We start from the raw sequence: 24302 nt of genomic DNA, 5'->3' as shown, positions 1-24302 counted from the left end.
GACAGAACCCTGTCAGTTGGGCGGAGCTATAGCACGCATCAACGGATTGAAAAATCAGCAATCCGAAACGGAACTCCCATGCAACCTCGATGAGTAACTGACATGACCTATGCTGAAAATCTCTGGCTCTTCTTCACACTTCTGTTCGGCATCATCATTGTTCCGGGCATGGACATGGTCTTCGTGCTCGCCAATGCGACAACCGGCGGCCGGACGTCCGGGTTGGCCGCGACGGCGGGCATCATGGCGGGCGGAGTGCTGCACACGCTCTATGCCGCGCTCGGCGTCAGCGTCGTGCTGCATCTGGTCCCGGAGCTCTTCAATGTGCTCCTTGTCGCCGGCGCCGCCTATATCGCCTGGATCGGCGTCGCGCTGTTGCGCAGTTCGATCACCATCGGCGGTGTCGAGGAGGGCAGGCGGCTGTCGCGCTGGGCAAGCTTCCGGCAGGGGGCACTGACGAGCCTGATGAATCCCAAGGCCTATCTCTTCATGCTCGCCGTCTATCCGCAGTTCCTGAAGCCGCAATTCGGTCCCGTCTGGTCGCAGGCCGCGGTCATGGCGCTGATGATCGCCGTGACGCAGCTTGCCGTCTATGGCGGGCTGGCGCTCGCCGCCGGCCGCGGCCGCGACCTGCTGGTCGGCAGTCCGGTAGCGACGGTTGCCATCGGCCGCGGTGCCGGCCTGCTGCTTGTCGCAATCGCCGTCTTCACCGTATGGCAGGGTTGGAGCGCCGCCCGGTGATTTGCTGTGCTCCCTTCAAGTATTAAACAAGAACAGGAACTCATGTTATTGTTCGCGCAAGTTCTGCCGCGCCTTCAGGTATAGCGCGGCGAATTGTGCTGAAATGACAAGCACATCAAGAAAATGTTACTTCCGTCGAAAAGCCAAGATGCCATCATGCCGGCGCCTTCAACAGGAAGCCGCGCGAGCGGGTTCGAACGACCGGAGAACATGATGAAGATACGAGCTCTTATGCTTGCAGCCGTCCTCGCAGGCTTGGGTGTGACCGCCGTCACCGCCGCCGGTGAACCTCAGGCGGTCCGCCAGCAACTGATGAAGAAGGTGGGCCAGGCTGCCGGCGCGCTGAGCGGGATCGCCAAGGGCGAAAAGCCTTATGATGCCGAAATCGTCAAAGCGTCGCTGTCGACGATCAGCGAGACGGTGAAAGTCTTCCCGAATCATTTCCCGGCCGGCTCCGAGACCGGTATGGAAACGGAGGCGAGCCCGAAGATCTGGCAGAACATGGATGACTTCAAGGCGAAGGCCGCCAAGCTCGGTGGCGATGCCGAGAAGATTCTTGCCGAGCTGCCCGCCGACCAGGCCGGCGTCGGCGCCGCACTCGGCGTCCTCGGCAAGGATTGCGCCAGCTGTCATGAGAGCTATCGTCTGAAGAAAGAGTAGCGGACGCCACTGCTTGGTCAGTTCAATGCGCCGGTCTACCCGGCGCATTTATTTCTGTGTTGAAGACGAAGGAGAGATGATGAGGGGGCACGCGGGGCGGCTTTTGTCCGGTCTGGTTCTACTTGCAGCGGTCGGCGCCGGCGCCTTCTGGTGGCTGACGAAGCCCGCCCCCTGGGATGCCGCCCATTGGGAGGGCCTGGGCGAGCCGGATCTCGCCAATGGCGAGCGGGTCTTCTGGGCGGGCGGCTGCACCAGCTGCCATGCAGCACCCCGTGCCGAGGACGATGCTCGACTGGTGCTGTCGGGGGGGCGGCCGCTGAAGAGCCCGTTCGGGACCTTCTACCCCCCGAATATCTCGCCGGACGAGACGGCCGGAATCGGCGGCTGGACGCTGGCAGAATTCGGCAACGCCATGACCCGCGGGGTCGGAAAGAATGGCGAGCATCTCTATCCTTCCTTTCCCTACGGCTCCTATGCGCGGATGACTGCCAAGGACATCAACGACCTCTACGGCTATATGCGGACCCTGCCGAAGAGCGCCAATGTGGCGCCGCCGCATGATCTGCCTTTCCCCTACAATATCCGCCTGGCGCTCGGCGGTTGGAAATTGATGTATCTCACTGACGAGCCGCGGGTTCAGGTCGACAGCGCCGACCCGAAGCTCGCCCGCGGACAGTATCTCGTGGAAGGCCCGGGCCATTGCGGCGAGTGTCACACGCCGCGCGACGCACTCGGCGGCTTCGAAGCGGGCCGCTGGCTAGCCGGCGCCCCGAACCCGGAAGGCGAGGGTCGGATTCCCGACATCACCCCGGGCTCCAGGAGCATCGGCAGCTGGAGCGCATCGGACATCGCCTCCTATCTGGAGACGGGTTTCACGCCCGAATTCGATTCAGTCGGCGGTTCTATGGTCGAGGTGCAGAAGAACATGGCAAAGCTTCCGGCCTCCGAGCGCGAGGCGATTGCCGCCTACCTGAAGGCGCTGCCCCCGTCATAGGCTATCGCCTCCTTCGCTCAGCCTAGCTTCTGCATATAGCGCATGCCGGTCACCGGCCGCGGCACGAAGCGCTCCGACTCGTAGAAACGATGCGCCTGGAAATTGCCGGTTGCAGCGCTGACGGCAAGGTAATCGCAGCCGGCCATCTTCGCCTGTTCCCGCGCCTTGGCGACGAGATGGCGGCCGATGCCTGTGCCGCGATGGCCGGGGCGCACGAAGAGGTGATGCAGCTCCATGCCACGCGCGCCTTCGGCTGCCCGGTATTGGGGAACGAGAATTGCGTAGCCGATCAGCTGGCCGCCGGCCTCGGCGACAAGGGCGGTGATCCAGGGGGTGCGGCCGAAGAGGTCGCGTTCGAGCTGCTCCGAGGTAAGCGGGGCGGCATCGCCGTGATGGGCGGAAAGCTCCGCGATCATCTCACGCAGTTCGGCGAGGTCGCGCAACTTGGCGCAGCGGATCGTCACCATCGGAGCGCGGACCGACGGAATAGGATGAAGGGAGGGGGTGGCAGTCTGCAGCATTCTCGGCTCCTATGGGTTTCCCGCCATCAGGTGCCGTGAAAAACAAAAGCCGCCTGATGGCGGCCTTGTTGAAAATGATCAGCAGGCCGCTCCTATCGGAACAGCCAAAAATACGCGCGGCAGATGGGTGCGTTTTTGATCATGCGCGTAGATTGTTCATTTCCGCGAATTTGTCAACGGGGATACTTGGTACAAACATGCCTCAGTGCTCGCTGTCGCACAGCGAATGGTCGGCAAGGGCCCGGATGACATAGCAGTCGCCGATCGTGTGATCGCCGTGGCAGGCGACGATCCGCTCCAGTTCCTGCTCGAGCTTAGTGAGGCGGGCGATCTTCTCCCGCACCGAAGCGAGATGTTCGTTGGCAATGCGGTCCGCCTCGCCGCAGGGCCGTTCCGGATGTTCGCTGAGCGCCAGCAATTCCCGGATCGCTTCGATCGAAAGCCCGAGATCGCGCGCGTGACGGATGAAGGCAAGCCGCTCGAGCTGGCGCCGCTCGTAGCGCCGCTGGTTGCCCTCCGAACGTTCCGGCGCCGCGATGAGACCCATTTGCTCGTAATAGCGGATCGTCGGAATTTTCACGCCGGTCCGCCGGGAGAGGTCTCCGATCGAGTACATAGGCGCGCTCCATAGCTATAGTCTCTGGAGCTATATAGATACCGCTCCCTCAGGGCACAAGGCCGCCACATTCCCTGCCTAGCGAGTCAGAGCGTCGCATGGACGAATTAATATTCGAGATCAGTAATTTAACCTCAGCGGCTGCTCGCTCGCCAAAAGGAGGAAAGACATGTCCCTGCTCATCAATCGCCGCAACATGCTGATCGGCACCGCAATGCTTTATCCGGCACTGGCGCTTGCCGGTGCGGCGCGTGCCGCCACTGCGACCGGTGACGATGTGACGAAACTGCTCGCGGAGCTCGAAAAGCGGACCGGCGGGCGCCTCGGCGTGGCCGTGCTCGATACCGAAACCAACATCTCCTTCGGTCACCGTGAGACCGAGCGCTTCGCCATGTGCTCGACCTTCAAGGCGCTCGCCGCCGCATGCGTGCTCGCGCGCGTCGATCGGGGCGAAGAAAAACTCGACCGGCGGATCACCTTCGGCAAGGATGTCCTGCTGCCCCATTCGCCGGTCGCCGAAAAGCATGTCGGCGGCAATGGCATGACGGTCGCCGAACTCTGCGACGCCGCGGTCACCATCAGCGATAATGCGGCCGCCAACCTGATGCTCGAAAGCTTCGGCGGCCCGGCCGGGCTGACCTCCTGGCTGCGGTCGATCGGCGACGGGACGACGCGCCTCGACCGAACCGAGCCGGATCTCAACGAAGCCAAATTCGGCGATCCGCGCGATACAACGACGCCGGTCGCGATGCTCGAGACCATCGGAAAGCTTGCCTTCGGATCGGTCCTGGCGGAGAGCTCGCGTCGACAACTCGTCGAATGGATGGTCGCCAACACGACCGGCGACGCGCGGCTTCGTGCCGGACTGCCGAAGGATTGGCAGATCGGTGACAAGACCGGCACGAGTTCGACCGGCGCAGTCTCCGATATCGGCTTTGCGGTGCCCAAGGGGCGCGGCCCGATCCTCATCACCGTCTATACCGGCGAAGCGAAGGTGGAGCCGGCAGAGCTCAATCCGTTGTTCGCCGAAGTCGGCAAAATTGTCGCCGGCATGGTCTGAGCGCTTCAGCAGGCGGGCCGCCGATGACCATCAGGGCAGCGTATAGGCGATCACATAGTCGCCCGGCTTGGTCCCGACCGAGCCGTGCCCGCCTGCGACCATCAGCAGATACTGCTTGTCGCCGACCATATAGGTCATCGGCGTCGCCTGGCCGCCGGCCGGCAGCCGCGCCTCCCAGAGCTGGTCGCCGGTGGTGACGTCATAGGCTCTCAGGAAATTGTCGACCGTGGCGCCGAGAAAGGCGACGCCGCCCTTGGTGATGATCGGTCCGCCGATGCCCGGCACGCCGAGCCTGAAGGGAAGCGGCAGCGGCGTCATGTCGTAGACCGTGCCGTTCTTGTGCTTGTAGGCGATCTTGCCGGTCCGGAGGTCGGCACCCGCGACATAGCCCCAGGGCGGCGCCTGGCAGGGAATCCGCAAGGGACCGAGGAACGGACCCATATAGACGCCGTAGGGTGCTCCCTCGTTGCGGTTCAGCCCTTGCTCGCTGCCCTTTTCGCCTTCGCCCTTCGGCGGGATTTCCTCGCGCGGCACGAGCCGCGAGGTGAAGGCGAGATAGGTTGGCATTCCGAACATCACCTGGCGCTCCGGGTCGACGGCGACCGAGCCCCAGTTGAAGGTGCCGAAATTGCCCGGATAGACGAGCGTTCCTTCGAGCGAGGGGGGCGTGTAGCGGCCCTCGTATTTCAACGAGAGGAACTCGATCCGGCAGGCGAGCTGGTCGAACATGGTAATTCCCCACATGTCGCGCTCCTGAAGCGGCGGCGGCATAAAGGTGAGTCCGGAGACCGGCTGGGTCGGCGCGGTGAAATCCTCCGCGATCGCGCCGCCGGGGGCGGGCACCTCCTCCACCGGAATGATCGGTTCTCCGCTGCGCCGGTCGAGCACATAGATGTCGCCCTGCTTGGTCGGCCCGACAAGCGCCGGCACGACGCTCCCGTCTTCCCTGGTGATGTCGAGGAGGGCCGGTTGCGCCGGCACGTCCATGTCCCAGAGGTCGTGATGCACCGTCTGCCTGACCCAGCGCACCGCGCCCGTGTTGATGTCCAGCGCGACGATCGAGGACGAGTATTTCTCCACATGCTCGCTCCGCCCCATGCCGAGTTGATCGGGAACCTGATTGCCGAGCGGGACATAGATCAGCCCGAGAGCCTCGTCGACGGAGGAGACCGACCAGCTGTTCGGCGAATTGGTCGTGTAGAACTGGCCGGGCGGCAGCGGCGCCGTCTGATCGGGGTTGCCGCTGTCCCAGTTCCAGATAAGCGCCCCGGTCTTGATGTCGAAGGCGCGGATGACGCCGGACTGTTCCTGGGTCGAGTAATTGTCGTTGACGGCGCCGCCGACGATAAGCTTGCCGGCGACGGCGACCGGGGGCGATGTCGAATAGTAATAGCCGGCGGGATTGTAGCGCATGCCCTGTTCGAGGTGCAGAACGCCCTGGTCGGCAAAACCGGTGCAGACCGTGCCGTTCGCGGCATCGAGCGCGATCAGGCGGGCGTCCGATGTCGGCAGATATACGCGTTCGGCACAGGCGCTGCCGGCGGCCGCCGCCGGATCGGCCCAATAGGTGACGCCGCGGCAGGTCTGGTGCTGGCGGTCCGGGTTCAGACCCGAGTTCGAATCATATTTCCATTTCTGCCGGCCGGTCGCAGCATCGACCGCGATCGCCCAATTATGCGGCGTGCAGAGATAGAGCGTGTCCTTCACCTTCAGCGGCGTCACCTGATAGGTGGTCTCGCCGATATCCTCCGGCAGCTTGACGTCTCCTGTCTGGTACTGCCACGCGACCTTCAGAGTCGCGACGTTCTCCCGGTGGATCTGGGCGAGCGGCGAATAGCGCTGGCCGAACAGCGTGCGGCCGTAGTGATGCCACTCGCCGGCCGGCACATTGCCGCCGAGGTTGGGGTTGCCCGCCGCGACGTCAGCCGGCAGGTCGCCGCGAATGTCATGGACGTCCTGCGTCATCGAATAGAGCGCGACGCCGATCGCGACGAGGCTGGCGAGCGCAAGTGGCCAGGCGGCTGCGCTGTAGTGTTCGCCCGACGGGCTGATGAAACCGAGCGGCCGCCGGATCCATGGCGTAAGCAGCCAGAGGCCCAGCAGGATGATCACACCGCCGCGCGGACCAAGCTGCCACCAGTCAAGCCCGACCTCCCAGACGGCCCAGGTAAGCGAGCCGAGGACCATCAGCGTATAGACCCAGATCGCCGCCGCGCTCTTGCGGTAGAGCAGCAATGCGGTGAGCAGGAACGCCAAGCCGGTGATGATGTAGTATGGACTGCCGCCGAGCAGGACGAGCCTTGTCCCTCCCGCACCGAGCACGAGACCTATCAGTGCGAAGAAAAGGGCGGTCAGGACAATCGGCATGAATTCGAACTCCCAAATTGAAGAACGATACGGCGGCACCTTCGGCCCGCCGGGCCGCACGGAACGGCAGACGAAGAACGAGCGCGGATTTCGCGACAATTCTCCCTCGCAAATTGTGCGCCTCATCCACAGCATCATTTGTGAAGGTAACGCGACGCAGGTGCCTTTCAATGTTGCCGCCTTCGGCGCAAGCGCCTTTGCATACGCCAGGCGTCGCGGCAGGACTTTGATTCCCCGGGAGTATTTCAAATTGGCGGCCCATTGGGCCGCGGAGGCCGAGGCGGGGCTGCGGCTTGTCAGGTGCCGCAGAAGGTTTGCAGCACTTCTTCGCCAGGTTGCGGCGGCTCGGCAAAGGCGGCATGTGCCGGCTGATCATCGTAAGGTTTGGAGGTCACCTCGAGAATCGCTTCGAAAAGCGAGAAATCCGCATGTTCGGTCGCCGCTTCGATCGCCTGCTCGATGCGGTGGTTGCGCGGAATGAAGGCCGGATTGACGGCGCGCATCGCTGCCGCTCTTTCGACCGGCCCGGGAGCTTCGCGCTCGAGACGGCGGCGCCAGTCCCCAAGCCATGGCGACAGTGCCTCGGGCGCCTGGAAGAGCTTGGCAAGCTCGGCATCGGCGCCTGCGTCTTCCGCCGACGCAGCGAGCCTTCTGAAGGTGAGGGTGAAATCCGCGCCCCCTTTGTGCATCAGCGCCAGCAAAGCCTGCACCAGCTCCAGGTCACCCTCTTCCGCCGTCGAGAGCCCGATCTTGCGGCGCATGCCGTCGAGCCATTGGTTCTGGAAGATAGCGCCATACTCGCCGAGGGCGTCATTGGCGAGGTTCACCGCCACGTCTGCCGTCGGATCGAAGAGCGTCACGAGTGTTTCGGCGAGCCGGGCGAGATTCCACTGGCCGATGGCCGGCTGGTTGGCATAGGCGTAGCGGCCGAACTGGTCGATTGAACTGAAGACCTTTTTCGGATCGTAGGCATCCATGAAGGCGCAGGGACCGAAGTCGATCGTTTCGCCGGAAATCGTCATGTTGTCGGTGTTCATCACGCCGTGAATGAAGCCGATGTGCAGCCAGCGCGCGATCAACGCTGCCTGCCGCTCCGAGACTGCCCTGAGAAGGCCCAGATAAGGGTTCTCGTCTGCCTTCAGTTCGGGGTAGTGGCGGTCGATCACGTAGTCGGCCAGTGCCTTGACCGAGTCCATGTCGCCGCGTGCGGCGAAGAACTGGAACGTACCGACCCGGATATGGCTCGCCGCCACCCGGGTAAAGACGGCGCCGGGGAGGATCTGCTCGCGATAGACCGGCTGGCCGGTCACCGTCGCGGCAAGCGCGCGGGTGGTCGGCACGCCGAGCGCATGCATCGCCTCGCTGACGATATATTCGCGCAGCACAGGCCCGAGCGCTGCCCGGCCGTCGCCGCGGCGCGAATATGGGGTCTGGCCGGGTCCCTTGAGCTGGATGTCGCGGCGTTTTCCATCACGGTCGACGACTTCGCCCAGCAGGATGGCGCGGCCGTCGCCGAGTTGCGGGACGAAGGTGCCGAACTGGTGCCCGGCATAGGCCATGGCGAGCGGCTCCGCGCCCGCCGGGACCATGCTGCCGGAGAAGATCGCGGCGCCGTCGCGCTCGAGCGCTTCGAGATCGAGACACAGCTCTTCCGCGAGCGGCCGATTGAACTTGATCAGCCAGGGCTCGGCAACAGGTGTCGGCTCGACCCGGGCGTAGAAATTCCCAGGCAGTCGCGCATAGCTGTTGTCGAAGGGAAACGGGGCTGTCGCCGAGCCCGGTTGCGGCGGTATGGAATTCATCACACTCCAGCGGCCCTGCCTAGCAAATACCGGCCGCCCTTTCCCGACAAGTCTACACGAGCGATCCGGTTTTCGCGAGCGTCGGGAATACTGGGAGCTCCTGCTGCCACTACGGCGGAAGGAGCTCTTCCGGTGGTCAAGCGCTCAGTGCGGTCGCGGGCAGGCAGACCTCGCAGATCGCCGCGATGTGGCGATGGTCGGTGCCGCAGCAGCCGCCCAGCACACGCAAATGCGGCATGCGGCCTGTGAGCGAACGATAGCGCCGGGCGAGATCGCCGATGTCTCCTATGTCCAAGGTCTCGCTTTCGTCGAGTTCGGCATGGCTCTTGGTCGAGGCGTTGGCGCGAATGCCGCCGATCCGCCGCACCCATGGCTGGCGCTGATCGAGGCTGCTTTCGAAATGGCTCGGATGGGCGCAATTGACCATGTAGTAATGCGGATAGCCTTCCGTCTCTGCGTCCACCGTTTCGACGGCTTCCTGGAGAGAGCCGCCCGTTACCAGCCGACCGTCGGTCTCGACGGTGAAGGAGATGGCGCAGGGCATGCCGTGTTTCCTGGCCGCTCTTGCGACGCCGATCGCCTCGTCGACATTCGTCATGGTCACCGCCGATACTATGTCGGCTTCGCTGCCGGCAAAGGCCGCGACCTGGGCGCTGTGATATTCCTCAGCTTCCTTCGCATTCATCAGGCCGGCCTTGTAGCCGTCGCCGCGCGGACCGATAACGCCGTTGAACACGATCGGGACCTGCGGCCGCTCGTACTGCGCCCGCAGTTCGGCAAGCAGGTGGGCGGCGTCCTGGTTGACCTGCCTGAGCGCCTCGGCGTCGTAGCCAAGTTTCGCGCCCCAGTCGGCATTGGCGCGCCACGTAGCCGTGTCGAGCACGAAACCGGTGTCGTGGAGCCGCGCGATCTCGAGATAGCGCGTGTAATAGCGCAACAGCTGCCGGCGGCCCTCCGGGGTCGACAGCAGGACGAAAGAGGCGAAGTGCGGCAGCTCGGCTCCTTCATGAAAGATCAGCGCCGTCTCCATGCCGCCGTCGCTGAGGAATGTGCCACCCCTTAAAAGCGGCAGGTCATGTCGATACTTGGCGATTTCGTATTGCATCGTTCCCTCCCTTTTGCGGACGCTCCGGCGCGAGGTCTGAGGAATTTCTGCCGTTTTATCATCTGCTAAACTAGCCGGCTTGCGGTACACTATGACCCAATAAGCCGCATAGCGATGTTACATCAGGAACTTGCCGTAAGACTCGAAGCGACAGGCGAATGGCTCGCCGTCCTTTCCAGAGAGAAAACTTTACCGGCGGTACAGGAGTGCACCATGCGAAAGGGCGAGGAAACGCGTGCCAAGATCCTGGATGCTGCCGAAGCCGCAGTGCTGGCAAAGGGTTTCGGTGGCACCTCGATCGACGAACTGATCGTCGAGACAGGCATCACCAAGAGCGGGTTCTTCTATCATTTTCGCGACAAGAACGAGCTCGCCAAGGCGCTGCTCGAGCGCTACATCGACAATGACGAGCGCATCTACGACGAGATTTTCGGCCGGGCGCGCGAACTTGCCGACGACCCGCTGCAGGCGTTCCTGATCGGATTGAAGCTGCTTGCAGAATTGCTCTCCGACTTGCCGAACGGCCATCCGGGCTGCCTGGTCGCCACGATGTGCACCCAGGAGCGCGCCTTCGACCGCGAGATCCAGGAGATGAACCGCCAGGCGGCGCTGATGTGGCGCCGGCGCTTCGCCGCCATGTTCCGGGACATCATGCAGGTCTATCGGCCGCGGGAAGCGCTGGATGCGGATCAGCTCGCCGACATGGTCTCGACCGTCCTCGAAGGCGGTATCGTACTCTCAAAAGCCTTGAAGGAGCCGAAAAGCCTGCCCGACCAGCTCCTTGTCTTCCGCAGTTTCGTGCGCTTGCTGTTCCAGCCCGCCGCTTAAGGCCGCGGGGCGGGTCACGCGCCTTCATCCTCGAGAACCGCGGCGAGTTCCGCCAGCTTGCATACGGTGTTGAGGTTGCGTGCCGTACCCGATTTTAGCGCCGGCAGTTTGAGCTTCGACCGACCCGATCCATTCGGATAGTGGATATAGATCTCCCGCCCGTCGATCTTCACTTCTTCTCCGTCCGGTGCGACGAGCTTGTCGAACGCGTCCGCGGCGGGTGCTTCCGGCAGGAATGTGACGAGCAGGAAATTCGGCTTCGCGTCTGGAAACGGCGCCTTTGCGACAATCGCCTCCAGGTCACGGCGGCTGCGCAGAATGACGCCCGGCGTCTTGCCCATCTTTACCGTCAGCGCTTCCTCGAGTCTCGTTTGAACCTCGCCTTCGGCAAGCTCGGAGCGGAAGAGCACGTTGCCGCTCTGGATGTAGGTCTTGACATCGGCAAAGCCGAGGCCCTCGCAGAGGGCCTTCAGCTCCGCCATGGGAAGCGTAGCGGTGCCGCCGACATTGACCGCCCTCAGCAGTGCGACATAGACCGGCACAGGCGGTCCTCCTACATCCTGCCGGCGACCTTGATGGCGAAAGCGTATTCGAACGCGATTTCCTCCAGCCGCTGAAAACGGCCCGAGGCGCCGCCATGCCCGGCATCCATGTTGGTCTTCAACAGGATCGGCTCGCTGCCGGTCGTCTTCTCGCGGAGCCTGGCGACCCATTTCGCCGGCTCCCAATAGGTGACGCGCGGATCGGTCAGGCCGCCGAGCGCCAGGATTGCCGGGTAAGGCTTAGCTTCCACATTGTCGTAGGGCGAGTAGCCGGCAATGATGTTGTAGAACTCGGCGCTCTCGATCGGATTGCCCCACTCCGGCCATTCCGGCGGCGTCAGCGGCAGCGTGTCGTCCAGCATGGTATTCAGGACGTCGACGAAGGGGACTGCCGCGATGATGCCCCGGAATTTCTCTGGTGCCATATTGGCGATTGCGCCCATCAGCATGCCGCCCGCCGAGCCGCCCTCGGCGACGATGTTTGCGTAGGATGTGAACTTCTGCTGATTCAGATGGTTAGCCGCGGCGATGAAGTCCTTGAAAGTGTTGGACTTCTTCGCCATTTTTCCGTCTTCGTACCATTGAAAGCCCTTGTCCTTGCCGCCGCGGATATGGGCAATGGCATAGACGAAGCCGCGGTCGACGAGCGACAGGCAATTGGTGTTGAAGCCGGCCGGGATGGTGATGCCGTAAGCACCATAACCGTAGAGCAGGCACGGCGCCGAACCGTCGAGCGGTGTGTCCTTGCGATAGAGGAGCGTCAGCGGAACCGACGCACCATCCTCAGCCGGGGCGAAGACGCGGCGGGTGACGTAATCGTCCGGATCGTGGCCGGAGGGCACTTCCTGGGTCTTCAGGAGCGTGCGCTCGCGCGTCGCCATGTTGTAGTCGAAGAGCTGCGAGGGCGTCGTCATCGACGAATAGGAGAAGCGGATGACGTCGGTGTCGTATTCGGCCGCCCCCGAGAGCCCCAATGAATAGGCTTCCTCGGCAAAGGCGATCGCATGTTCTTCACCTGTCTTCCGGTCGCGGATGACGATCTCCGGCAGCCCCTCGCGGCGCTGCAGCCAAACGAGGTGACGGGCATAGGCCATGTGGCTGAGGATCAGCGTACCCGGGCGGTGCGCCACCACCTCACGCCAGTTTTCCTTCTGCGGCGCTTCCGCCGGCGCTTCCATGATCTTGAAATCCTTGGCGCCGTCGGCATTGGTGAGAATGTAGAAGACCTCGCCGCCCTCGGTCATGGAATATTCGAGACCGATGACGCGTTTCGCCACGATCTGCGGCTCGGCCGTCAGGTTCTTGGTCGAAAGCAGCCGGTACTCGCTCGTCTCATGATCATGGATGTCGATATAGATGAAGTCGTCGAGCAGCGATCCTCCGACAGACATGAAGAAGCCGGGGTCCGTTTCCTCGTAGACGAGCCGATCCTCGGACTGCGGCGTGCCGACGACGTGGTGGTAGATTCGCGACGGCCGGTGGTTCTCGTCAAGCACGGTGTAGAAGAAGCTCTGGCCGTCCGGTGCCCAGGCACCGCCGCCGCCGGTATTCTCGACTACGTCGGCCAGGTCCTCGCCGCTCGAAAGATCGCGCACCTTCAGCGTGAAATATTCCGATCCCTTGTCGTCGTAACCCCAGATGCCGCGGGCATGATCGCTCGAATGGTCGAGGCCGGCGATGCGGAAGTAAGCCTTGCCCTCAGCTTCCTTGTCGCCGTCGAGCAGCACCTGGCGGATCGTCTCGTCGCCCGCCGCTCCGTCGCGCGGGATGCGAAAATAGCGCGGATGCTCGCCGCCCTTCACATAGAACGTGCCATAGGCAAAGGCGCCGTCCTTCATCGGTACGGAGGAATCGTCCTCCTTGATGCGGCCGCGCATTTCGGCAAACAGCGCCTTCTGCAGATCCTTGGTGTCCGCCATCGCGGCGTTCATGTAGTCATTTTCCGCCTCGAGGTGCCGGCGAATTTCCGGATCGAGGGTCGACGGGTTCTTGAACATAGCCTGCCAGTTGTCGGCCCTCAGCCAGGCGTAGTCATCGGTCCGGCTGATGCCGTGGCGCGTATCCGTGAGCGGCTTCTTACGAGCGACGGGCGCGGCGGGCAGGTTTCTGAAAACGGACAAGGGTCTCTCCGGGATCTCTTCGGTGGGAGATCATGAGATAGAGAGCGCCCGGGCGGCGATCAAGCGGAAAGCGCCACCGGGCGCCGGCGGACAGAGCGACGGATTGCCAGCTAAGCTCAGGCTGCCGAAGCCGCGAGATTGAGGCCGATGCCCCACGGATCGGTGAGACGATGGATGCCGCCTTCCTCGCGCACGGGGATCTGGAGCTCGTCGAGCTTGCGAATTGCCGTCGCGAGCCTGTCGGTGTCCCGAAAGCGGAGCGTGTAGTCTGAGAGACCGGTCATCTTGGCCTGGCGTTTCGCCGCTCCTCGCGAATTCCAGATATTCGCGGCCACGTGATGATGATATTTGCCAGTAGCGAAAAAGCTTGCTCCCGGATAGCGCGCCATCAGATCGAGGCCGAGGACGTCGCGGAAGAAGGCATCCGCCTGCGGAATGTCGGAGACCTGCAGATGAATGTGGCCGATCACGGTGCCGTCGGCAAGGCCGCTCCAAGCTTCCTCCGGCGTCTCGTCATAGAGCGACTGCAGGTCGAGCGGCAAGGTGTTCATCGCCACTGTACCGTCCACCTCGTAGCGCCATTCGCTGCGCGCCCGATCGCGATAAACCTCGATGCCGTTGCCCTCCGGGTCGGCGAGATAGATCGCTTCGCTGACGAGGTGGTCGGAGGCGCCCTGGAGGCGAACGCCGTTGTTCGCCGCGTGGGCAAGCCAGCGTCCCAGCTCCCGGCGATCGGGCACCAGGAACGCCGTGTGGAACAGACCGGGCGCGCTGCGCGGTGCCCTTGTCGCTTGCGCATCGGTTGTCAGCGTCAACAGAGGCCTTCCGGCGACCCCGAGCCTCTCGCCGCTGGCGCTCGCTTCGATCGAAGCGAGACCGAGCACTTTTTGATACCAGCTCGACACCATTGGCAGGTCCTGAACGACGAGATGCGCCCGGTCGACATAGGCGGGCATCGCCACCGCGTGATCGGCGGGAAGGTTGGTCACGAGCTGCGATTTCATGGTCTTTTCCTTGAGCTACGCCTTTCGGGAGGCGCTCCGCGCTGCCGGGGCGCCGGAACCGTAGCCCAATATGAGCACGTGAAGGCGTTCGGGAAAGCCATTATATTACTTGATGTTGTGTTCGACGAACGTTGACGGTCGCGGCTGTCGCGCTACCTCATCATAGATGGTGCGAGCGCGGAAGCGGTGCCGATTGATCTCGATCATGGTCGGAGTCGCCGCCTCCGCTCAATTTCGATCTGCAGGGCGGGAAAAGGCGGAAGAAAGTTACGCCGGAGTGCCGCCCTCGGATCCGAAGAATCGCCCGATTTCCAGCCGGCGACCGGAACGCAACAGAAGGAGCGTATCTGTATGTACAGGAAGATTATCGTCCCGATCGCGATGGATCAGCTCGAACACGGTGAATCCGTTCTCGGCATCGCCGAAAAGCTGATCGATGAGGGTGGAGAGATCATCCTCCTCAACGTCGTCGAGGACCTCAACGCCTACGCTCAAGGCTACATGATCGTCGATTTCCCGCTCGAGATGATCGAGGAATCGCGCAAGCATGCGGTCAAGACGCTCGAGGCGCTGAAGACCAAGCATGGCATCAAGGGACGGATCGAGATCCGCACCGGCGGGGCGGCCGGCACCATCAATGCGCTCGCCAAGGAAGAGAACGCGGACCTGGTGATCATTGCGTCGCACCGTCCGGGGCTGATCGACTATTTCATCGGATCGACCGCCAGCCGCGTCGTCAGCCACTGCCCCTGCGCCGTTCTCGTCGACCGCTAATCAACAAGAAGAATGCGGTGCGGCCATGCCGCGCCGCGACCCAAGGGAGCCCCATGATGGACAAATACGCGCTTGATGATTTCCGCGACAAGCTTCTGCGCCGCAAGGACGAGCTCTACGGCCGTCTGGTGAAGATCGAGGAAGATCTGGACCAGCCGATGAATGCCGACGTGCCGGATCGCGTCACAGAACGGGAAAACGATGAAGTGCTCGAAGGGCTGGGGCTCGCCGGCCAGGGCGAGATCCGCGCCATCGATGCGGCGCTCGACCGGATCGCGGCCGGAACCTACGGAATCTGCACCCGCTGCGGAGACCCGATTTCTCAGGAGAGATTGCATGCGGTGCCCCACGCTCCGCTCTGCCAGACTTGCGCCGCCGAAGTCGCCTCGCGCACGCGATGAGGGCGGCGCATTGCCGCCGCCCGAGCGGGCTTTGATACTCCCGCGCCCCCGGACCTACCCAACGAACAGGGCGCGCCGTGGCCTCGGCGCGGATCCAATCCAACATGCAGTGTCGCGATCAGCCTTGCCACGCGACGCGGTCGCGGGGCGCCTTTCGACTGTTGTAATGCGTTGCGGAATTTGATCCTTTCGCCCCAAACAGGCGCTTTGCCGTCAAAGAACTCTGTGGCACGATAAATCGATCCGTCGGAAGGGGCCACGGTGTTGGGGCGAGTCTGTTCGACCAGATCACTGCGGTTCGGGGACACGGTGCCGATGTCGGAATCGATGCGGGATCTGGAGGGGCCGCGTGGATATCAGCGAGTTTAAATGGACCTATGACCGGTCGGAGCTGATTGCCGACGGAATTGTTCACGGCATCGGCCTTTGTGCCGCGCTCGTCGGCGTCACAGCCCTCATATTCTATGCGACGGTCTGGAGCACCTCAGGACAGCTTGCCGCTGCGTGGATCTACGGTGCGGGCCTGATCCTCACCCTGTCGGTGTCGTTTCTTTACAATCTCTATCCCATTTGCCGGACGAAGTGGTTGCTGCGCCGCCTGGACCATTCGGCCATTTTCGTGCTGATCGCCGCAACCTATACGCCCTTTCTCCAGCGCGGTTGGGATGATCCGTTCCTGTTTTGGATGCTCATCGGCATATGGGCCGTCGCACTTCTCGGCATCTCGATCAAATGCCTGCTGCCGGGACGGTTCGATCGGCTGGCGATCTTTCTCTATCTCGCCATGGGCTGGGGCGGCGTTCTTGCCGCCAAGTCGCTTTTCGCAGCCCTCACTGCGACGACGCTGGTTCTGGTCCTAATTGGCGGCATCATCTATTCGATCGGTATCATCTTCCATGTCTGGGAGCGGCTTCGGTTCCAGAACGCCATCTGGCACGGCTTCGTGGTCGCCGGATCGGCCGTTCACTATTCCGCCGTCCTCAACTGCATCAGCGCTTCAGCCGTCGCCTGACGCGGCAGGACTCACTCCGGAGGCCGGCAATCGTCCGAGGGACGCAATGCCGACGCCATCCGCGAGATGACGCCATCGAAGCTTGTCAGCTTCGATTTGCGATATTGCAGCCGGAAATAGGCGGCGCTGCCGTCGCAGAGCGCGATCGCCCGTGTGTAAAAGACCTCTCGGCCTCGAGCGCCGGAGAAGCTCGCCCAGGCGGGCGTGACGCGCGAGTAGAGGATTCTCCAATCGTCGTCTTTCTCGTAGCCGATCCGGTCGGTGACGTCGGTCTCGAAATCGCCGGCCGGCGGGTGCGTGCCGAACACGATCAGCGTCGCGCCATTGTCGTCGGCATGAAAACTCGCGCCGTCGTTGTTGTCGGCCTGCTGGTGCATCTCGAAACCCGGCGGAATCTCCACCGTGTAGCCAAAACGGGGGTTGGAATAGGGATGCCAATCGTCCTGCGCGGCAGCGGGCAGGGCGGGCCCAAAGAGGAGAGCGAATGCATATATGACGCGGCGCATGCGCAGAGCATTCCTTCGGTTATTTACCTGCCGCTTTGCCTTCTGCACGTGTCATTAAATCGTAGCCGATTTAGGACAAAACATGCAGCATTTCAAAATCCTATAGCGACATTTGCGCGCTTTTCGCTGGGCGCGTAAAGGGCTCTTGCGGGTCGGAGGCAGCCGCATTGGCCTTCCCCGGCCGCTCCGGATTGCCACGTATTCGATAGTCCCGCCGCCACTCCTTATCTGTTCCCCGCGGAACATGACCACGCAGCCCCTGTGGGAACAGTGAACCGCAGCCGCGTGCTGTCGGCCGGCGTAGATGCGCGGTGCTTGGCAGAGGCTTTGCTGCCTTTGCACAGTATAACCGTCCACTTGACTGAGCTTCCAACCGATTTCTCTTGAGACGAGCCAGCCCTTCTTCTATGTCCGGTATCAATTGACCAGATGATCAACGGCGAAGGAGCACGCCAAGCGATGGAAGTCACGGCACTGACATTTCTGGCGCTCGGCCTTCCCTTCGCTGCGGCCCTTGTCGCACCCGGCCTGACCAGGCTCCTCGGGCACAATGCCGCCTGGGTCCTGGCCCTTGCTCCCGCGGCAATCTTTTTGCATTTCCTGCGCTTCCTTCCGGATGTCGCGAGCGGCGAAATCGTGACAGGCGGCTATGCGTGGATACCGTCTTTCAATGTCAGCTTTTCCTGGCTGATCGACGGTTTGTCGCTGACCTTCATGCTGCTGATTTCCGGTATCGGAGCGCTCATCGTTCTCTATTCGGGCGGCTATTTGAAAGGGCACCCGCAACAGGGCCGTTTCTTCGCCTTCATCCTCCTGTTCATGGGATCGATGCAGGGGCTCGTCGTCTCCGACAGTTTCCTGATGCTGTTCGTCTTCTGGGAATTGACGTCGATTACCTCCTTCCTGCTGATCGGCTTCGACCACGCCCGCGAGGCCACGCGCCGCGCCGCGCTGCAGGCGCTGGTCGTCACCGGCGGAGGCGGTCTTCTGCTGCTCGCCGGGCTGCTGATCCTTTGGAACGTCAGCGGCGTTACGCAGCTTTCGCTGCTGCTTTCCTTCGGCTCCGAGGTGAAGGAGAGCCCCTTTTATCTCGCTGCACTGCTGTTGGTCCTCGGCGGTGCCTTCACCAAATCGGCCCAGTTTCCATTTCACTTCTGGCTGCCGAATGCGATGGAGGCGCCGACACCGGTTTCCGCCTATTTGCATTCGGCGACGATGGTGAAGGCAGGCGTCTATCTGTTGATGCGTCTCAATCCAGTCCTCGGCGGAACACCGGAATGGCAGCTCCTTCTGCCGCTCTTCGGTGTGACGACGCTGGTGATCGGCGCGGCGCTCGCGGTGCGCCAGGCCGATATGAAGCTGATGCTGGCCTATACCACGGTGGCCTCGCTCGGTCTGCTGGTGATGTCGATCGGGCTCGGCTCGCCCCGCGCGATCGAGGCGGCAGCGCTCTATCTCGTGGCACACGCGCTCTTCAAGGGCGCCCTGTTCATGGTGGCCGGCATCCTCGATCACGAAACCGGATTGCGCGACTTCACGAAGCTCGGCGGCCTGCGTTCGGTCATGCCGCTCACCTTTGCCATTGCCCTTGCCGCTGCGCTCTCCATGGGTGGCCTGCCGCCCTTTTTCGGATTCCTCGCCAAGGAGGAGCTCTATTCCGCCTTCTCCGCGCCGAATTTGCGCTCCGCGCTCTTTGCGATACTGGCTGTCCTCGGCAACGCCCTGATGTTTGCCGTCGCCTTCGCTGTCGTCCTGAAGCCTTTCCTGGGACCGCGCGTGAACACGCCGAAGCATGCCCATGAGGCGCCGCCGCTACTATGGATAGGCCCGGCCGTTCTCGCACTCAAGGGGCTCTCCATCGCGCTCCTGTCGGGTCTCGCCCATCGGTTCGTCTCATCGCCCACCGCCTCGGCGATCGCCGGCGAGCCAAGGACGGTCGACATATCGCTCGTGCCGCATCTTGGTCTGCCGCTCGTGCTTTCGGCGTTGACGGTGGCGCTCGGCGTCGCCTTCTACCTCAATCTCGCCCGCTTGCGCGCCGCGATGGCGGCGATCCTCGTCGACATCGGCTGGGGGCCCGATCGGGGCTTCGACCAATTCATGCGTGGTCTCGTGCGCCTTGCCGTCGCCGTCACTCGGCGCCTGCAGGGCGGCCGCCTCGACGTCTATATGACCGCCACCTTCTCGCTGGTTGCGGTCATTCTCTTGGCAATGCCACTGCGATACGGTGAGTTCCCGCGCGCCCCGTTCTTCTCCGCGGACGTTCCGCTGCACGAGCTTGCGATCATCGCGATCGCCGTCGGCGGTCTCTTCGCCGTCGTGGTTGCTTCCGACCGCCTCACCGCGATCGTCTCGCTCGGCATTCAAGGCTTCGCAGTCGCCGTCATCTACCTGCTCTATGGGGCGCCGGACCTGTCTTTCACCCAATTCATGGTCGAAACGCTGTCGGTCGTCGTGTTGGCGCTGGTGATGACCCGGCTGCGGCTCTCGCCCGCCGACCATCGGCCACTCCCCGAGAAAGCGCGCGACGCGACGATCGCGCTTGCCTGCGGCCTCGGCTTCGCCCTGTTTCTGCTGCGGGCCACGGCCGTACCCTTCGACCGGTCGCTCACGGACTTCTTCAACCTCTATTCGAAGTCGGTTGCGCACGGGGCGAATGTCGTCAACGTCATTATCGTCGATTTCCGCGGCACCGACACGCTCGGGGAAATTGCCGTGGTGATGATTACCGGCCTTGCGATCCTGGCGCTCGTGCGGCTGAGGGCCGGTTCGCTGAAGCGCGCCGTCGTCGCGGAGGCCGATGAGACGGCGGTGGAGGAACGGGCATGAAGTCGGTGATCTTCCGCACGCTCGCCCCGGTCCTGACGAGCTTGATGATGCTCTTTTCCATCTTCGTGCTGCTGCGCGGCCACAACGAGCCGGGCGGCGGTTTCATCGGCGGTTTAATCGCCGTTTCGGCCTTGGCGATCTATGGCATGGCGCACGGTGTCGAGACGGTCAGGCGGGCCATCTTCTTCCACCCGATGGCAATCGCCGGGGCCGGGCTCCTCGCTGCCACCTCTGCCGGCCTGATCGCGATCTTCGCAGGCGTCCCGTTCATGACCGGACTTTGGATCTATCCGGCCGTTTTCGGCCTCGAGGTCCCGCTTTCGACCGTGCTGCTCTTCGACAGCGGCGTTTACCTGGTTGTCGTGGGCGCCATCAGTTCGATCGCGCTGTCGCTCGAAGAGCGGGGAGGGGAGTGATGGAGGCTTGGTTTGCCTTACTGGTCGGCGTCTTCTTCACTGTTGCCGTCTACCTGATGCTCTCGAAATTCATCATCCGCGTGCTCTTGGGTGTCGCAGTGCTCGGCAATGCGGTGAATTTGCTGATCTTCACCGGAGGTCGGCTGACGCGGGAGGTGCCGCCGATCATACCCGAAGGGGCCGAGTCGCTGGCTGCGCCGGCGGCCAACGCGCTTCCCCAGGCGTTGATCCTGACGGCGATCGTCATTTCCTTTTCCTTCTTCGCCTTCCTGCTCGTCCTCTCCTGGCGCGCCTATAGCGACCTTGCGACCGACAACACGGACGAAATGCGCGTTGCCGAACCGGCGGACGAGCCGCTCCCTCCGCTTGGATACTGACCCGCATGGCCGCTACGATCTCCCCTTCCGTCGATCTTTCCGCTGCGCTCGTTGCCGCGCCGCCCACGCTTGCCGAATGGTTGGTGATCCTGCCGGTCGCCTGGTGCCTCGCGATCGGTGCGCTGCTGGTCATGCTGCGCCGCCCGATCGGCCTCCATCCGACCATTGCCATGAGCGGTCTCGCCGGGCTCGTGCTGATCGATGGGCTGCTGCTCAGGGAGATCGCCGAGAACGGTCCGCTGACCATGGTTATGGGGCGCTGGCTGCCTCCCTTCGGCATCGCCTTCACTGCCGACCTGACCGGGGCCTTGTTCGCCTTTGCCGCGGCGCTTGTAGCGCTGGTCGCCGGCGTCTTCTCGCTTGCCGATATCAACGACAGCGGCCGCCGCTACGGCTTTTATCCGTTGCTGATGTTGCTGATGGCCGGCGTCTCGGGCGCCTTTCTGACCGGCGACATCTTCAATCTTTACGTCTGGTTCGAGGTGCTGCTGATCTCGTCCTTCGGCCTTCTCGTCCTGGGCTCCGAGCCTGAGCAGATAGACGGCACGGTGAAATACGGCTTCCTCAATCTCGTCGCCACGACGCTGTTCCTGATAGCGACCGGCTATCTCTACGCCGTTTTCGGCACGCTCAACATGGCTGACGTCGCTACGAAGGCCGAGGCATTGCGCGACCGCGCGCCGCTGATGACGCTCACCGGCCTGTTCATGCTCGCCTTTGCCATGAAAGCGGCCGCCTTCCCGGTGAATTTCTGGCTGCCGGCTTCCTACCATACCCCCCGCGTCGCCGTCTCCGCGCTCTTTGCAGGCCTGCTGACGAAGGTCGGGATCTATGCGCTGGTGCGGGTGATGGTCATGCTTTTCCCGGTCGAAAGGGAGGAGCTGAGCTTCATCCTCGCGGTCGCCGGGGCGCTGACGATGATCGTCGGCGTGCTCGGCGCTTTGGCGCAGACGGATTTCCGCCGCATTCTCGGCTACCTCATTGTCTCCGGCATCGGCTCGATGCTCGCCGGTATCGCCGTCGGCGGACCGGGCGGCATTGGGGGTGCCATCTTTTATGCGCTGCATTCCATGCTCGTGATGACCGGCCTTTACTTCGCCTCGGGGATCGCCATGCGCCTCGGCGCGAGTTCCTCGATTGCGGCGCTCGCCGGCCTCTACCGCCGGCATGTCGGATTTGCCGCTCTTACCCTGATGCTGTGTTTCGCCGTCTCTGGCCTGCCTCCCTTTTCCGGTTTTTGGCCGAAGGTCATGCTCGTAAAGGCAGCTCTCGATATCGGCGCCTGGTGGCTCGCCGCCGCGCTTCTCCTTGCCGGGTTCCTGACAATGATCGTCACCGGCCGCCTTTTCCTTCTGGCGTTTTGGCGCGAGGCTCCACCTGCGGACGGCGAGGCGGTATCGCTGTCGCCCGCGGCATTCGGCCCGCTAGCCGTGCTCACCGGGCTCACTTTGTTGATCGGCCTTTATCCCGAGCCGCTGCTGGCGATAATCCAGGACGCGGCGGCGGGGCTCGCAGAGCCGTCGGCCTATGTGAACTCGGTCTTCCCGGAAGGTGGGCCGCAATGAAATTCCTGCAGATCAACCTGATTTTCACCGTTATTTGGGGTGCCATCAGCGCCAGTTTCACGCCAGCGAACCTCTCGCTCGGCTTTGCTGTCGGCGCTGTGTCCCTGTGGCTGATCCGCCGCGAGCTGCAGCCCGTCACCTATCCGCTGAGACCATTGCGGCTGACGCTGTTGGCGGCTCTGTTCTTCAAGGAGCTGGCCGTATCGGCGGTCAAGGTCGCCATTCTCGTCCTGCGCTCCCGGATGGGGCTGAAGCCCGGGATCTTCGCCTATCCGCTGACCGCCAAGAGCGATTTCGAGATTACTCTGCTTGCCAATCTTATCACGCTGACGCCCGGCACGCTTTCCGTCGACATATCCGAGGACCGCAAGACCCTTTATGTGCACGCGCTCGATTGTGCCGATCCGGGTGCGTTGCGCCAGGATATTGCACGCGGCTTCGAGCGGCGCATTCGGGAGGCTTTCGAACGATGATTTCCGCGATCCTGGCGGGGGCGACCAGCCTTGCGCTTCTGCTCCTCTCGCTCGCGCTGCTGATGACCATGCTGCGCATCATCCGCGGTCCGACATTGCCGGATCGGGTGCTCGGCCTCGACATGCTGGTCGCGATCGCGATCGGGTTCATTGCGGTCCTAGCAATCAAGACCCGCTTCAATCTCTATATCGACATAGGGATCGCCCTCGGCCTGGTCGGCTTCCTGGCAACCGTCGCCTTCGCGCGCTTCATCCTGACACGTGGCCTCGCGCCGGAGGCGGAACAAGGCGCCGCCTTCGCGAAACCAGTCTTGAAGAGGGGCCGGGCTCCCGAGACGGCCCGTCGCAAACGCCGGGGAGGGCGCTGATGGACACGTTTTTCGTCGCTGGGATCACAATTCTGGTCGCCATTCTCATCGTCGCAGGCGCAGGCTTTTCGCTGCTCGCGGCGCTTGGCCTCCTGCGCTTCCCGGATCTCTACACGCGCATGCACGCAGCTTCCAAAGCGGGTACCGTCGGTTCCGGCCTGCTGCTCGTCGCCGCCGGGTTGCACTCGCTCGATCCCGCCATTTTCGTTCGCGCGCTTGCCGGTTTCGTATTCCTGGTGCTGACGGCGCCGATCTCGGCCCATTTGCTGGCGAAAGCCGCTCATCAGGCGGGTTACAGGATGACGAAACAATCGGTTATAGATCAGCTCCCACAAAAGGAAGAGCCACGGCGGCATTGATGGCGTCATTTCTGACTCTCTATTTCGGGACAATTCCGCCACTCCGGACAGTTTTAGTGACCTGAAATAGATATGCTGCTCTTTGCCAAAAATTATGTTTTGACATTTTGCGGATCAGTGTTAAGCCAGTATCCGCAAAGTGTCGTTGTGATCAATACTTTGAACTGGAATTCCAGCTTGAGTTGTGATTCTTATCCGTTGCTTTGAGGTGCCAAACGGTGCGGCACCTTGGTGACGGATTTCGCTGTCGCGAATCGAGCCTTGATGTTGCGGCGGGGCGATGCCCCCGTTGCGCGGTTATCGCTCAGTTCCAAGGCGGAAAGCGCTGTTCGGCGGCATTTTGGCATTTCCTCCCTCCTGAAACACCGTTTCAGGACTTGTTGCTGGATTCCCATAGGAGAAAAAAATGAGTGAAAATACGCTCGGTGCGAGCAACGAACTCCTGGTTGAACTGACGGCGGAAATCGTTGCCGCCTATGTGAGCAACCACGTCGTTCCGGTTGCCGAGCTGCCGACGCTGATAGCCGACGTTCATTCGGCGCTCAACAATACGACCGCTCCCGCGCCGGTCATCGTACCGGTCGAGAAGCCGAAGCCGGCGGTCTCCGTGCGCAAGTCCGTGCAGGATGACCAGATCACCTGCCTCGAATGCGGCGGCACGTTCAAGTCGCTGAAGCGCCATTTGATGACCCACCACAATCTCTCTCCGGAAGAGTATCGCGAGAAGTGGGATTTGCCTGCGGATTATCCGATGGTGGCGCCGGCTTATGCGGAAGCCCGATCGCGACTTGCCAAGGAGATGGGGCTGGGTCAGCGTCGCAAGCGCCGCGGCAAATAAGCGGGTTCGCCCCGGCAACCGTCC

Annotated in this window: 25 protein-coding genes; 16 read left to right on the top strand and 9 right to left on the bottom strand. The window is 62.8% G+C overall.

From position 1 onward, the window contains the following. Positions 1 to 102 precede the first annotated feature (102 nt). The 3 genes from CO656_RS14675 (at position 103) to CO656_RS14665 (ending at position 2395) form a co-directional block, all read left to right on the top strand. Complete coding sequence (locus CO656_RS14675) at positions 103 to 741, top strand: LysE family translocator (protein WP_097526254.1); 639 nt, start codon at positions 103 to 105, stop codon at positions 739 to 741. Between the two features lie 213 nt (positions 742 to 954). After that, on the top strand, positions 955 to 1401 hold the full coding sequence (locus CO656_RS14670; protein ID WP_037379476.1) for a cytochrome c: 447 nt from the start codon (positions 955 to 957) through the stop codon (positions 1399 to 1401). Positions 1402 to 1477: 76 nt separating this feature from the next. Then, positions 1478 to 2395 carry a cytochrome c gene (locus CO656_RS14665; protein ID WP_179864771.1) on the top strand — a complete coding sequence of 306 codons (918 nt, stop codon included), beginning with the start codon at positions 1478 to 1480 and terminating at the stop codon, positions 2393 to 2395. A 17-nt stretch (positions 2396 to 2412) separates the two neighbouring features. Here the strand turns inward: CO656_RS14665 and CO656_RS14660 are convergent, their stop codons facing one another. Both CO656_RS14660 and CO656_RS14655 read right to left on the bottom strand, forming a co-directional pair. Then, positions 2413 to 2916, bottom strand: coding sequence for a GNAT family N-acetyltransferase (locus CO656_RS14660; RefSeq protein WP_037379478.1), 504 nt, complete (start codon positions 2914 to 2916; stop codon positions 2413 to 2415). 202 nt (positions 2917 to 3118) lie between these two features. Further along, the gene (locus tag CO656_RS14655; protein ID WP_097526253.1) at positions 3119 to 3532 is read right to left on the bottom strand and encodes a helix-turn-helix domain-containing protein; all 414 of its coding nucleotides are present in this window, start codon (positions 3530 to 3532) and stop codon (positions 3119 to 3121) included. A gap of 169 nt (positions 3533 to 3701) precedes the next feature. Here CO656_RS14655 and bla point away from each other — a divergent pair, with 169 nt between their 5' ends. Next, the gene (bla, locus tag CO656_RS14650) at positions 3702 to 4592 is read left to right on the top strand and encodes a class A beta-lactamase (RefSeq protein WP_097526252.1); all 891 of its coding nucleotides are present in this window, start codon (positions 3702 to 3704) and stop codon (positions 4590 to 4592) included. Between the two features lie 30 nt (positions 4593 to 4622). On the opposite strand, the gene CO656_RS14645 is transcribed toward bla, so the two are convergent. The 3 genes from CO656_RS14645 to CO656_RS14635 form a co-directional block, all read right to left on the bottom strand. Then, positions 4623 to 6959, bottom strand: coding sequence for a glucose/quinate/shikimate family membrane-bound PQQ-dependent dehydrogenase (locus CO656_RS14645; RefSeq protein ID WP_097526378.1), 2337 nt, complete (start codon positions 6957 to 6959; stop codon positions 4623 to 4625). A 296-nt stretch (positions 6960 to 7255) separates the two neighbouring features. Next, positions 7256 to 8761 carry a protein adenylyltransferase SelO gene (locus tag CO656_RS14640; RefSeq protein ID WP_050988154.1) on the bottom strand — a complete coding sequence of 502 codons (1506 nt, stop codon included), beginning with the start codon at positions 8759 to 8761 and terminating at the stop codon, positions 7256 to 7258. A 136-nt stretch (positions 8762 to 8897) separates the two neighbouring features. After that, positions 8898 to 9854: a homocysteine S-methyltransferase family protein gene (locus CO656_RS14635; protein ID WP_037413773.1), complete on the bottom strand. Its 957-nt coding sequence runs from the start codon at positions 9852 to 9854 to the stop codon at positions 8898 to 8900. A 225-nt stretch (positions 9855 to 10079) separates the two neighbouring features. Here CO656_RS14635 and CO656_RS14630 point away from each other — a divergent pair, with 225 nt between their 5' ends. Then, positions 10080 to 10694 (top strand): TetR/AcrR family transcriptional regulator, encoded by a 615-nt coding sequence (locus CO656_RS14630; protein WP_037413529.1) that lies wholly within the window; start codon positions 10080 to 10082, stop codon positions 10692 to 10694. Positions 10695 to 10708: 14 nt separating this feature from the next. On the opposite strand, the gene CO656_RS14625 is transcribed toward CO656_RS14630, so the two are convergent. The 3 genes from CO656_RS14625 to CO656_RS14615 all read right to left on the bottom strand — a co-directional run bounded on the left by CO656_RS14625 (position 10709) and on the right by CO656_RS14615 (position 14360). Beyond that, entirely contained in the window at positions 10709 to 11236 is a 528-nt protein-coding gene (locus tag CO656_RS14625) for a DUF1697 domain-containing protein (RefSeq protein ID WP_097526251.1), read from the bottom strand. Positions 11237 to 11247: 11 nt separating this feature from the next. Beyond that, positions 11248 to 13356 (bottom strand): S9 family peptidase, encoded by a 2109-nt coding sequence (locus tag CO656_RS14620; RefSeq protein ID WP_097526250.1) that lies wholly within the window; start codon positions 13354 to 13356, stop codon positions 11248 to 11250. Between the two features lie 116 nt (positions 13357 to 13472). Then, positions 13473 to 14360: a VOC family protein gene (locus CO656_RS14615; protein ID WP_097526249.1), complete on the bottom strand. Its 888-nt coding sequence runs from the start codon at positions 14358 to 14360 to the stop codon at positions 13473 to 13475. A 351-nt stretch (positions 14361 to 14711) separates the two neighbouring features. Here CO656_RS14615 and CO656_RS14610 point away from each other — a divergent pair, with 351 nt between their 5' ends. The 3 genes from CO656_RS14610 to CO656_RS14600 all read left to right on the top strand — a co-directional run bounded on the left by CO656_RS14610 (position 14712) and on the right by CO656_RS14600 (position 16547). Further along, positions 14712 to 15134, top strand: coding sequence for a universal stress protein (locus tag CO656_RS14610; protein ID WP_037413534.1), 423 nt, complete (start codon positions 14712 to 14714; stop codon positions 15132 to 15134). A 56-nt stretch (positions 15135 to 15190) separates the two neighbouring features. Further along, on the top strand, positions 15191 to 15535 hold the full coding sequence (locus CO656_RS14605; protein WP_097526248.1) for a TraR/DksA family transcriptional regulator: 345 nt from the start codon (positions 15191 to 15193) through the stop codon (positions 15533 to 15535). A 349-nt stretch (positions 15536 to 15884) separates the two neighbouring features. Beyond that, complete coding sequence (locus CO656_RS14600; RefSeq protein WP_097526247.1) at positions 15885 to 16547, top strand: hemolysin III family protein; 663 nt, start codon at positions 15885 to 15887, stop codon at positions 16545 to 16547. 11 nt (positions 16548 to 16558) lie between these two features. Here CO656_RS14600 and CO656_RS14595 read toward each other — a convergent pair whose 3' ends face one another. Next, positions 16559 to 17053: a hypothetical protein gene (locus CO656_RS14595; RefSeq protein WP_097526246.1), complete on the bottom strand. Its 495-nt coding sequence runs from the start codon at positions 17051 to 17053 to the stop codon at positions 16559 to 16561. A gap of 459 nt (positions 17054 to 17512) precedes the next feature. On the opposite strand from CO656_RS14595, the gene CO656_RS14585 reads away from it, so the two are divergent. The 8 genes from CO656_RS14585 (at position 17513) to mucR (ending at position 24278) form a co-directional block, all read left to right on the top strand. Continuing rightward, positions 17513 to 19882 (top strand): putative monovalent cation/H+ antiporter subunit A, encoded by a 2370-nt coding sequence (locus tag CO656_RS14585; protein ID WP_097526245.1) that lies wholly within the window; start codon positions 17513 to 17515, stop codon positions 19880 to 19882. Beyond that, the gene (locus tag CO656_RS14580) at positions 19879 to 20298 is read left to right on the top strand and encodes a Na(+)/H(+) antiporter subunit B (protein WP_037413541.1); all 420 of its coding nucleotides are present in this window, start codon (positions 19879 to 19881) and stop codon (positions 20296 to 20298) included. Before CO656_RS14585 ends, CO656_RS14580 begins: the two co-directional genes overlap by 4 nt. Next, positions 20298 to 20675, top strand: coding sequence for a Na+/H+ antiporter subunit C (locus CO656_RS14575; protein WP_037413542.1), 378 nt, complete (start codon positions 20298 to 20300; stop codon positions 20673 to 20675). The genes CO656_RS14580 and CO656_RS14575 overlap by 1 nt, the downstream gene beginning before the upstream one ends. A gap of 5 nt (positions 20676 to 20680) precedes the next feature. Then, on the top strand, positions 20681 to 22240 hold the full coding sequence (locus CO656_RS14570; protein WP_097526244.1) for a Na+/H+ antiporter subunit D: 1560 nt from the start codon (positions 20681 to 20683) through the stop codon (positions 22238 to 22240). Next, positions 22237 to 22713: a Na+/H+ antiporter subunit E gene (locus tag CO656_RS14565; protein ID WP_097526243.1), complete on the top strand. Its 477-nt coding sequence runs from the start codon at positions 22237 to 22239 to the stop codon at positions 22711 to 22713. Before CO656_RS14570 ends, CO656_RS14565 begins: the two co-directional genes overlap by 4 nt. Continuing rightward, positions 22710 to 23081 (top strand): cation:proton antiporter, encoded by a 372-nt coding sequence (locus tag CO656_RS14560; RefSeq protein ID WP_037413545.1) that lies wholly within the window; start codon positions 22710 to 22712, stop codon positions 23079 to 23081. Before CO656_RS14565 ends, CO656_RS14560 begins: the two co-directional genes overlap by 4 nt. Further along, positions 23081 to 23440: a monovalent cation/H(+) antiporter subunit G gene (mnhG, locus tag CO656_RS14555; RefSeq protein WP_037413546.1), complete on the top strand. Its 360-nt coding sequence runs from the start codon at positions 23081 to 23083 to the stop codon at positions 23438 to 23440. Before CO656_RS14560 ends, mnhG begins: the two co-directional genes overlap by 1 nt. 406 nt (positions 23441 to 23846) lie before the next feature. Beyond that, positions 23847 to 24278: an exopolysaccharide biosynthesis transcriptional regulator MucR gene (gene mucR / locus CO656_RS14545; protein WP_037379521.1), complete on the top strand. Its 432-nt coding sequence runs from the start codon at positions 23847 to 23849 to the stop codon at positions 24276 to 24278. Positions 24279 to 24302: the final 24 nt, after the last annotated feature.

The organism is Sinorhizobium sp. FG01 (genome assembly GCF_002531875.1).
Taxonomy (GTDB): Bacteria; Pseudomonadota; Alphaproteobacteria; order Rhizobiales; family Rhizobiaceae; genus Sinorhizobium; species Sinorhizobium fredii_C.
This window is presented reverse-complemented; position numbering and strand designations above follow the sequence as displayed.

Excerpts from the sequence above, each read along its gene's own strand:
- mucR (WP_037379521.1), top strand. The coding sequence starts at position 23,847 with ATGAGTGAAAATACGCTCGGTGCGAGCAACGAACTCCTGGTTGAACTG.
- CO656_RS14640 (WP_050988154.1), bottom strand. The coding sequence starts at position 8,761 with ATGAATTCCATACCGCCGCAACCGGGCTCGGCGACAGCCCCGTTTCCC.
- CO656_RS14565 (WP_097526243.1), top strand. The coding sequence starts at position 22,237 with ATGAAATTCCTGCAGATCAACCTGATTTTCACCGTTATTTGGGGTGCC.
- CO656_RS14560 (WP_037413545.1), top strand. The coding sequence starts at position 22,710 with ATGATTTCCGCGATCCTGGCGGGGGCGACCAGCCTTGCGCTTCTGCTC.
- CO656_RS14580 (WP_037413541.1), top strand. The coding sequence starts at position 19,879 with ATGAAGTCGGTGATCTTCCGCACGCTCGCCCCGGTCCTGACGAGCTTG.
- CO656_RS14610 (WP_037413534.1), top strand. The coding sequence starts at position 14,712 with ATGTACAGGAAGATTATCGTCCCGATCGCGATGGATCAGCTCGAACAC.
- bla (WP_097526252.1), top strand. The coding sequence starts at position 3,702 with ATGTCCCTGCTCATCAATCGCCGCAACATGCTGATCGGCACCGCAATG.
- CO656_RS14595 (WP_097526246.1), bottom strand. The coding sequence starts at position 17,053 with ATGCGCCGCGTCATATATGCATTCGCTCTCCTCTTTGGGCCCGCCCTG.
- CO656_RS14630 (WP_037413529.1), top strand. The coding sequence starts at position 10,080 with ATGCGAAAGGGCGAGGAAACGCGTGCCAAGATCCTGGATGCTGCCGAA.
- CO656_RS14670 (WP_037379476.1), top strand. The coding sequence starts at position 955 with ATGAAGATACGAGCTCTTATGCTTGCAGCCGTCCTCGCAGGCTTGGGT.
- CO656_RS14615 (WP_097526249.1), bottom strand. The coding sequence starts at position 14,360 with ATGAAATCGCAGCTCGTGACCAACCTTCCCGCCGATCACGCGGTGGCG.
- CO656_RS14645 (WP_097526378.1), bottom strand. The coding sequence starts at position 6,959 with ATGCCGATTGTCCTGACCGCCCTTTTCTTCGCACTGATAGGTCTCGTG.
- mnhG (WP_037413546.1), top strand. The coding sequence starts at position 23,081 with ATGGACACGTTTTTCGTCGCTGGGATCACAATTCTGGTCGCCATTCTC.
- CO656_RS14605 (WP_097526248.1), top strand. The coding sequence starts at position 15,191 with ATGGACAAATACGCGCTTGATGATTTCCGCGACAAGCTTCTGCGCCGC.
- CO656_RS14655 (WP_097526253.1), bottom strand. The coding sequence starts at position 3,532 with ATGTACTCGATCGGAGACCTCTCCCGGCGGACCGGCGTGAAAATTCCG.
- CO656_RS14665 (WP_179864771.1), top strand. The coding sequence starts at position 1,478 with ATGATGAGGGGGCACGCGGGGCGGCTTTTGTCCGGTCTGGTTCTACTT.
- CO656_RS14570 (WP_097526244.1), top strand. The coding sequence starts at position 20,681 with ATGGCCGCTACGATCTCCCCTTCCGTCGATCTTTCCGCTGCGCTCGTT.
- CO656_RS14575 (WP_037413542.1), top strand. The coding sequence starts at position 20,298 with ATGGAGGCTTGGTTTGCCTTACTGGTCGGCGTCTTCTTCACTGTTGCC.
- CO656_RS14585 (WP_097526245.1), top strand. The coding sequence starts at position 17,513 with ATGGAAGTCACGGCACTGACATTTCTGGCGCTCGGCCTTCCCTTCGCT.
- CO656_RS14660 (WP_037379478.1), bottom strand. The coding sequence starts at position 2,916 with ATGCTGCAGACTGCCACCCCCTCCCTTCATCCTATTCCGTCGGTCCGC.
- CO656_RS14675 (WP_097526254.1), top strand. The coding sequence starts at position 103 with ATGACCTATGCTGAAAATCTCTGGCTCTTCTTCACACTTCTGTTCGGC.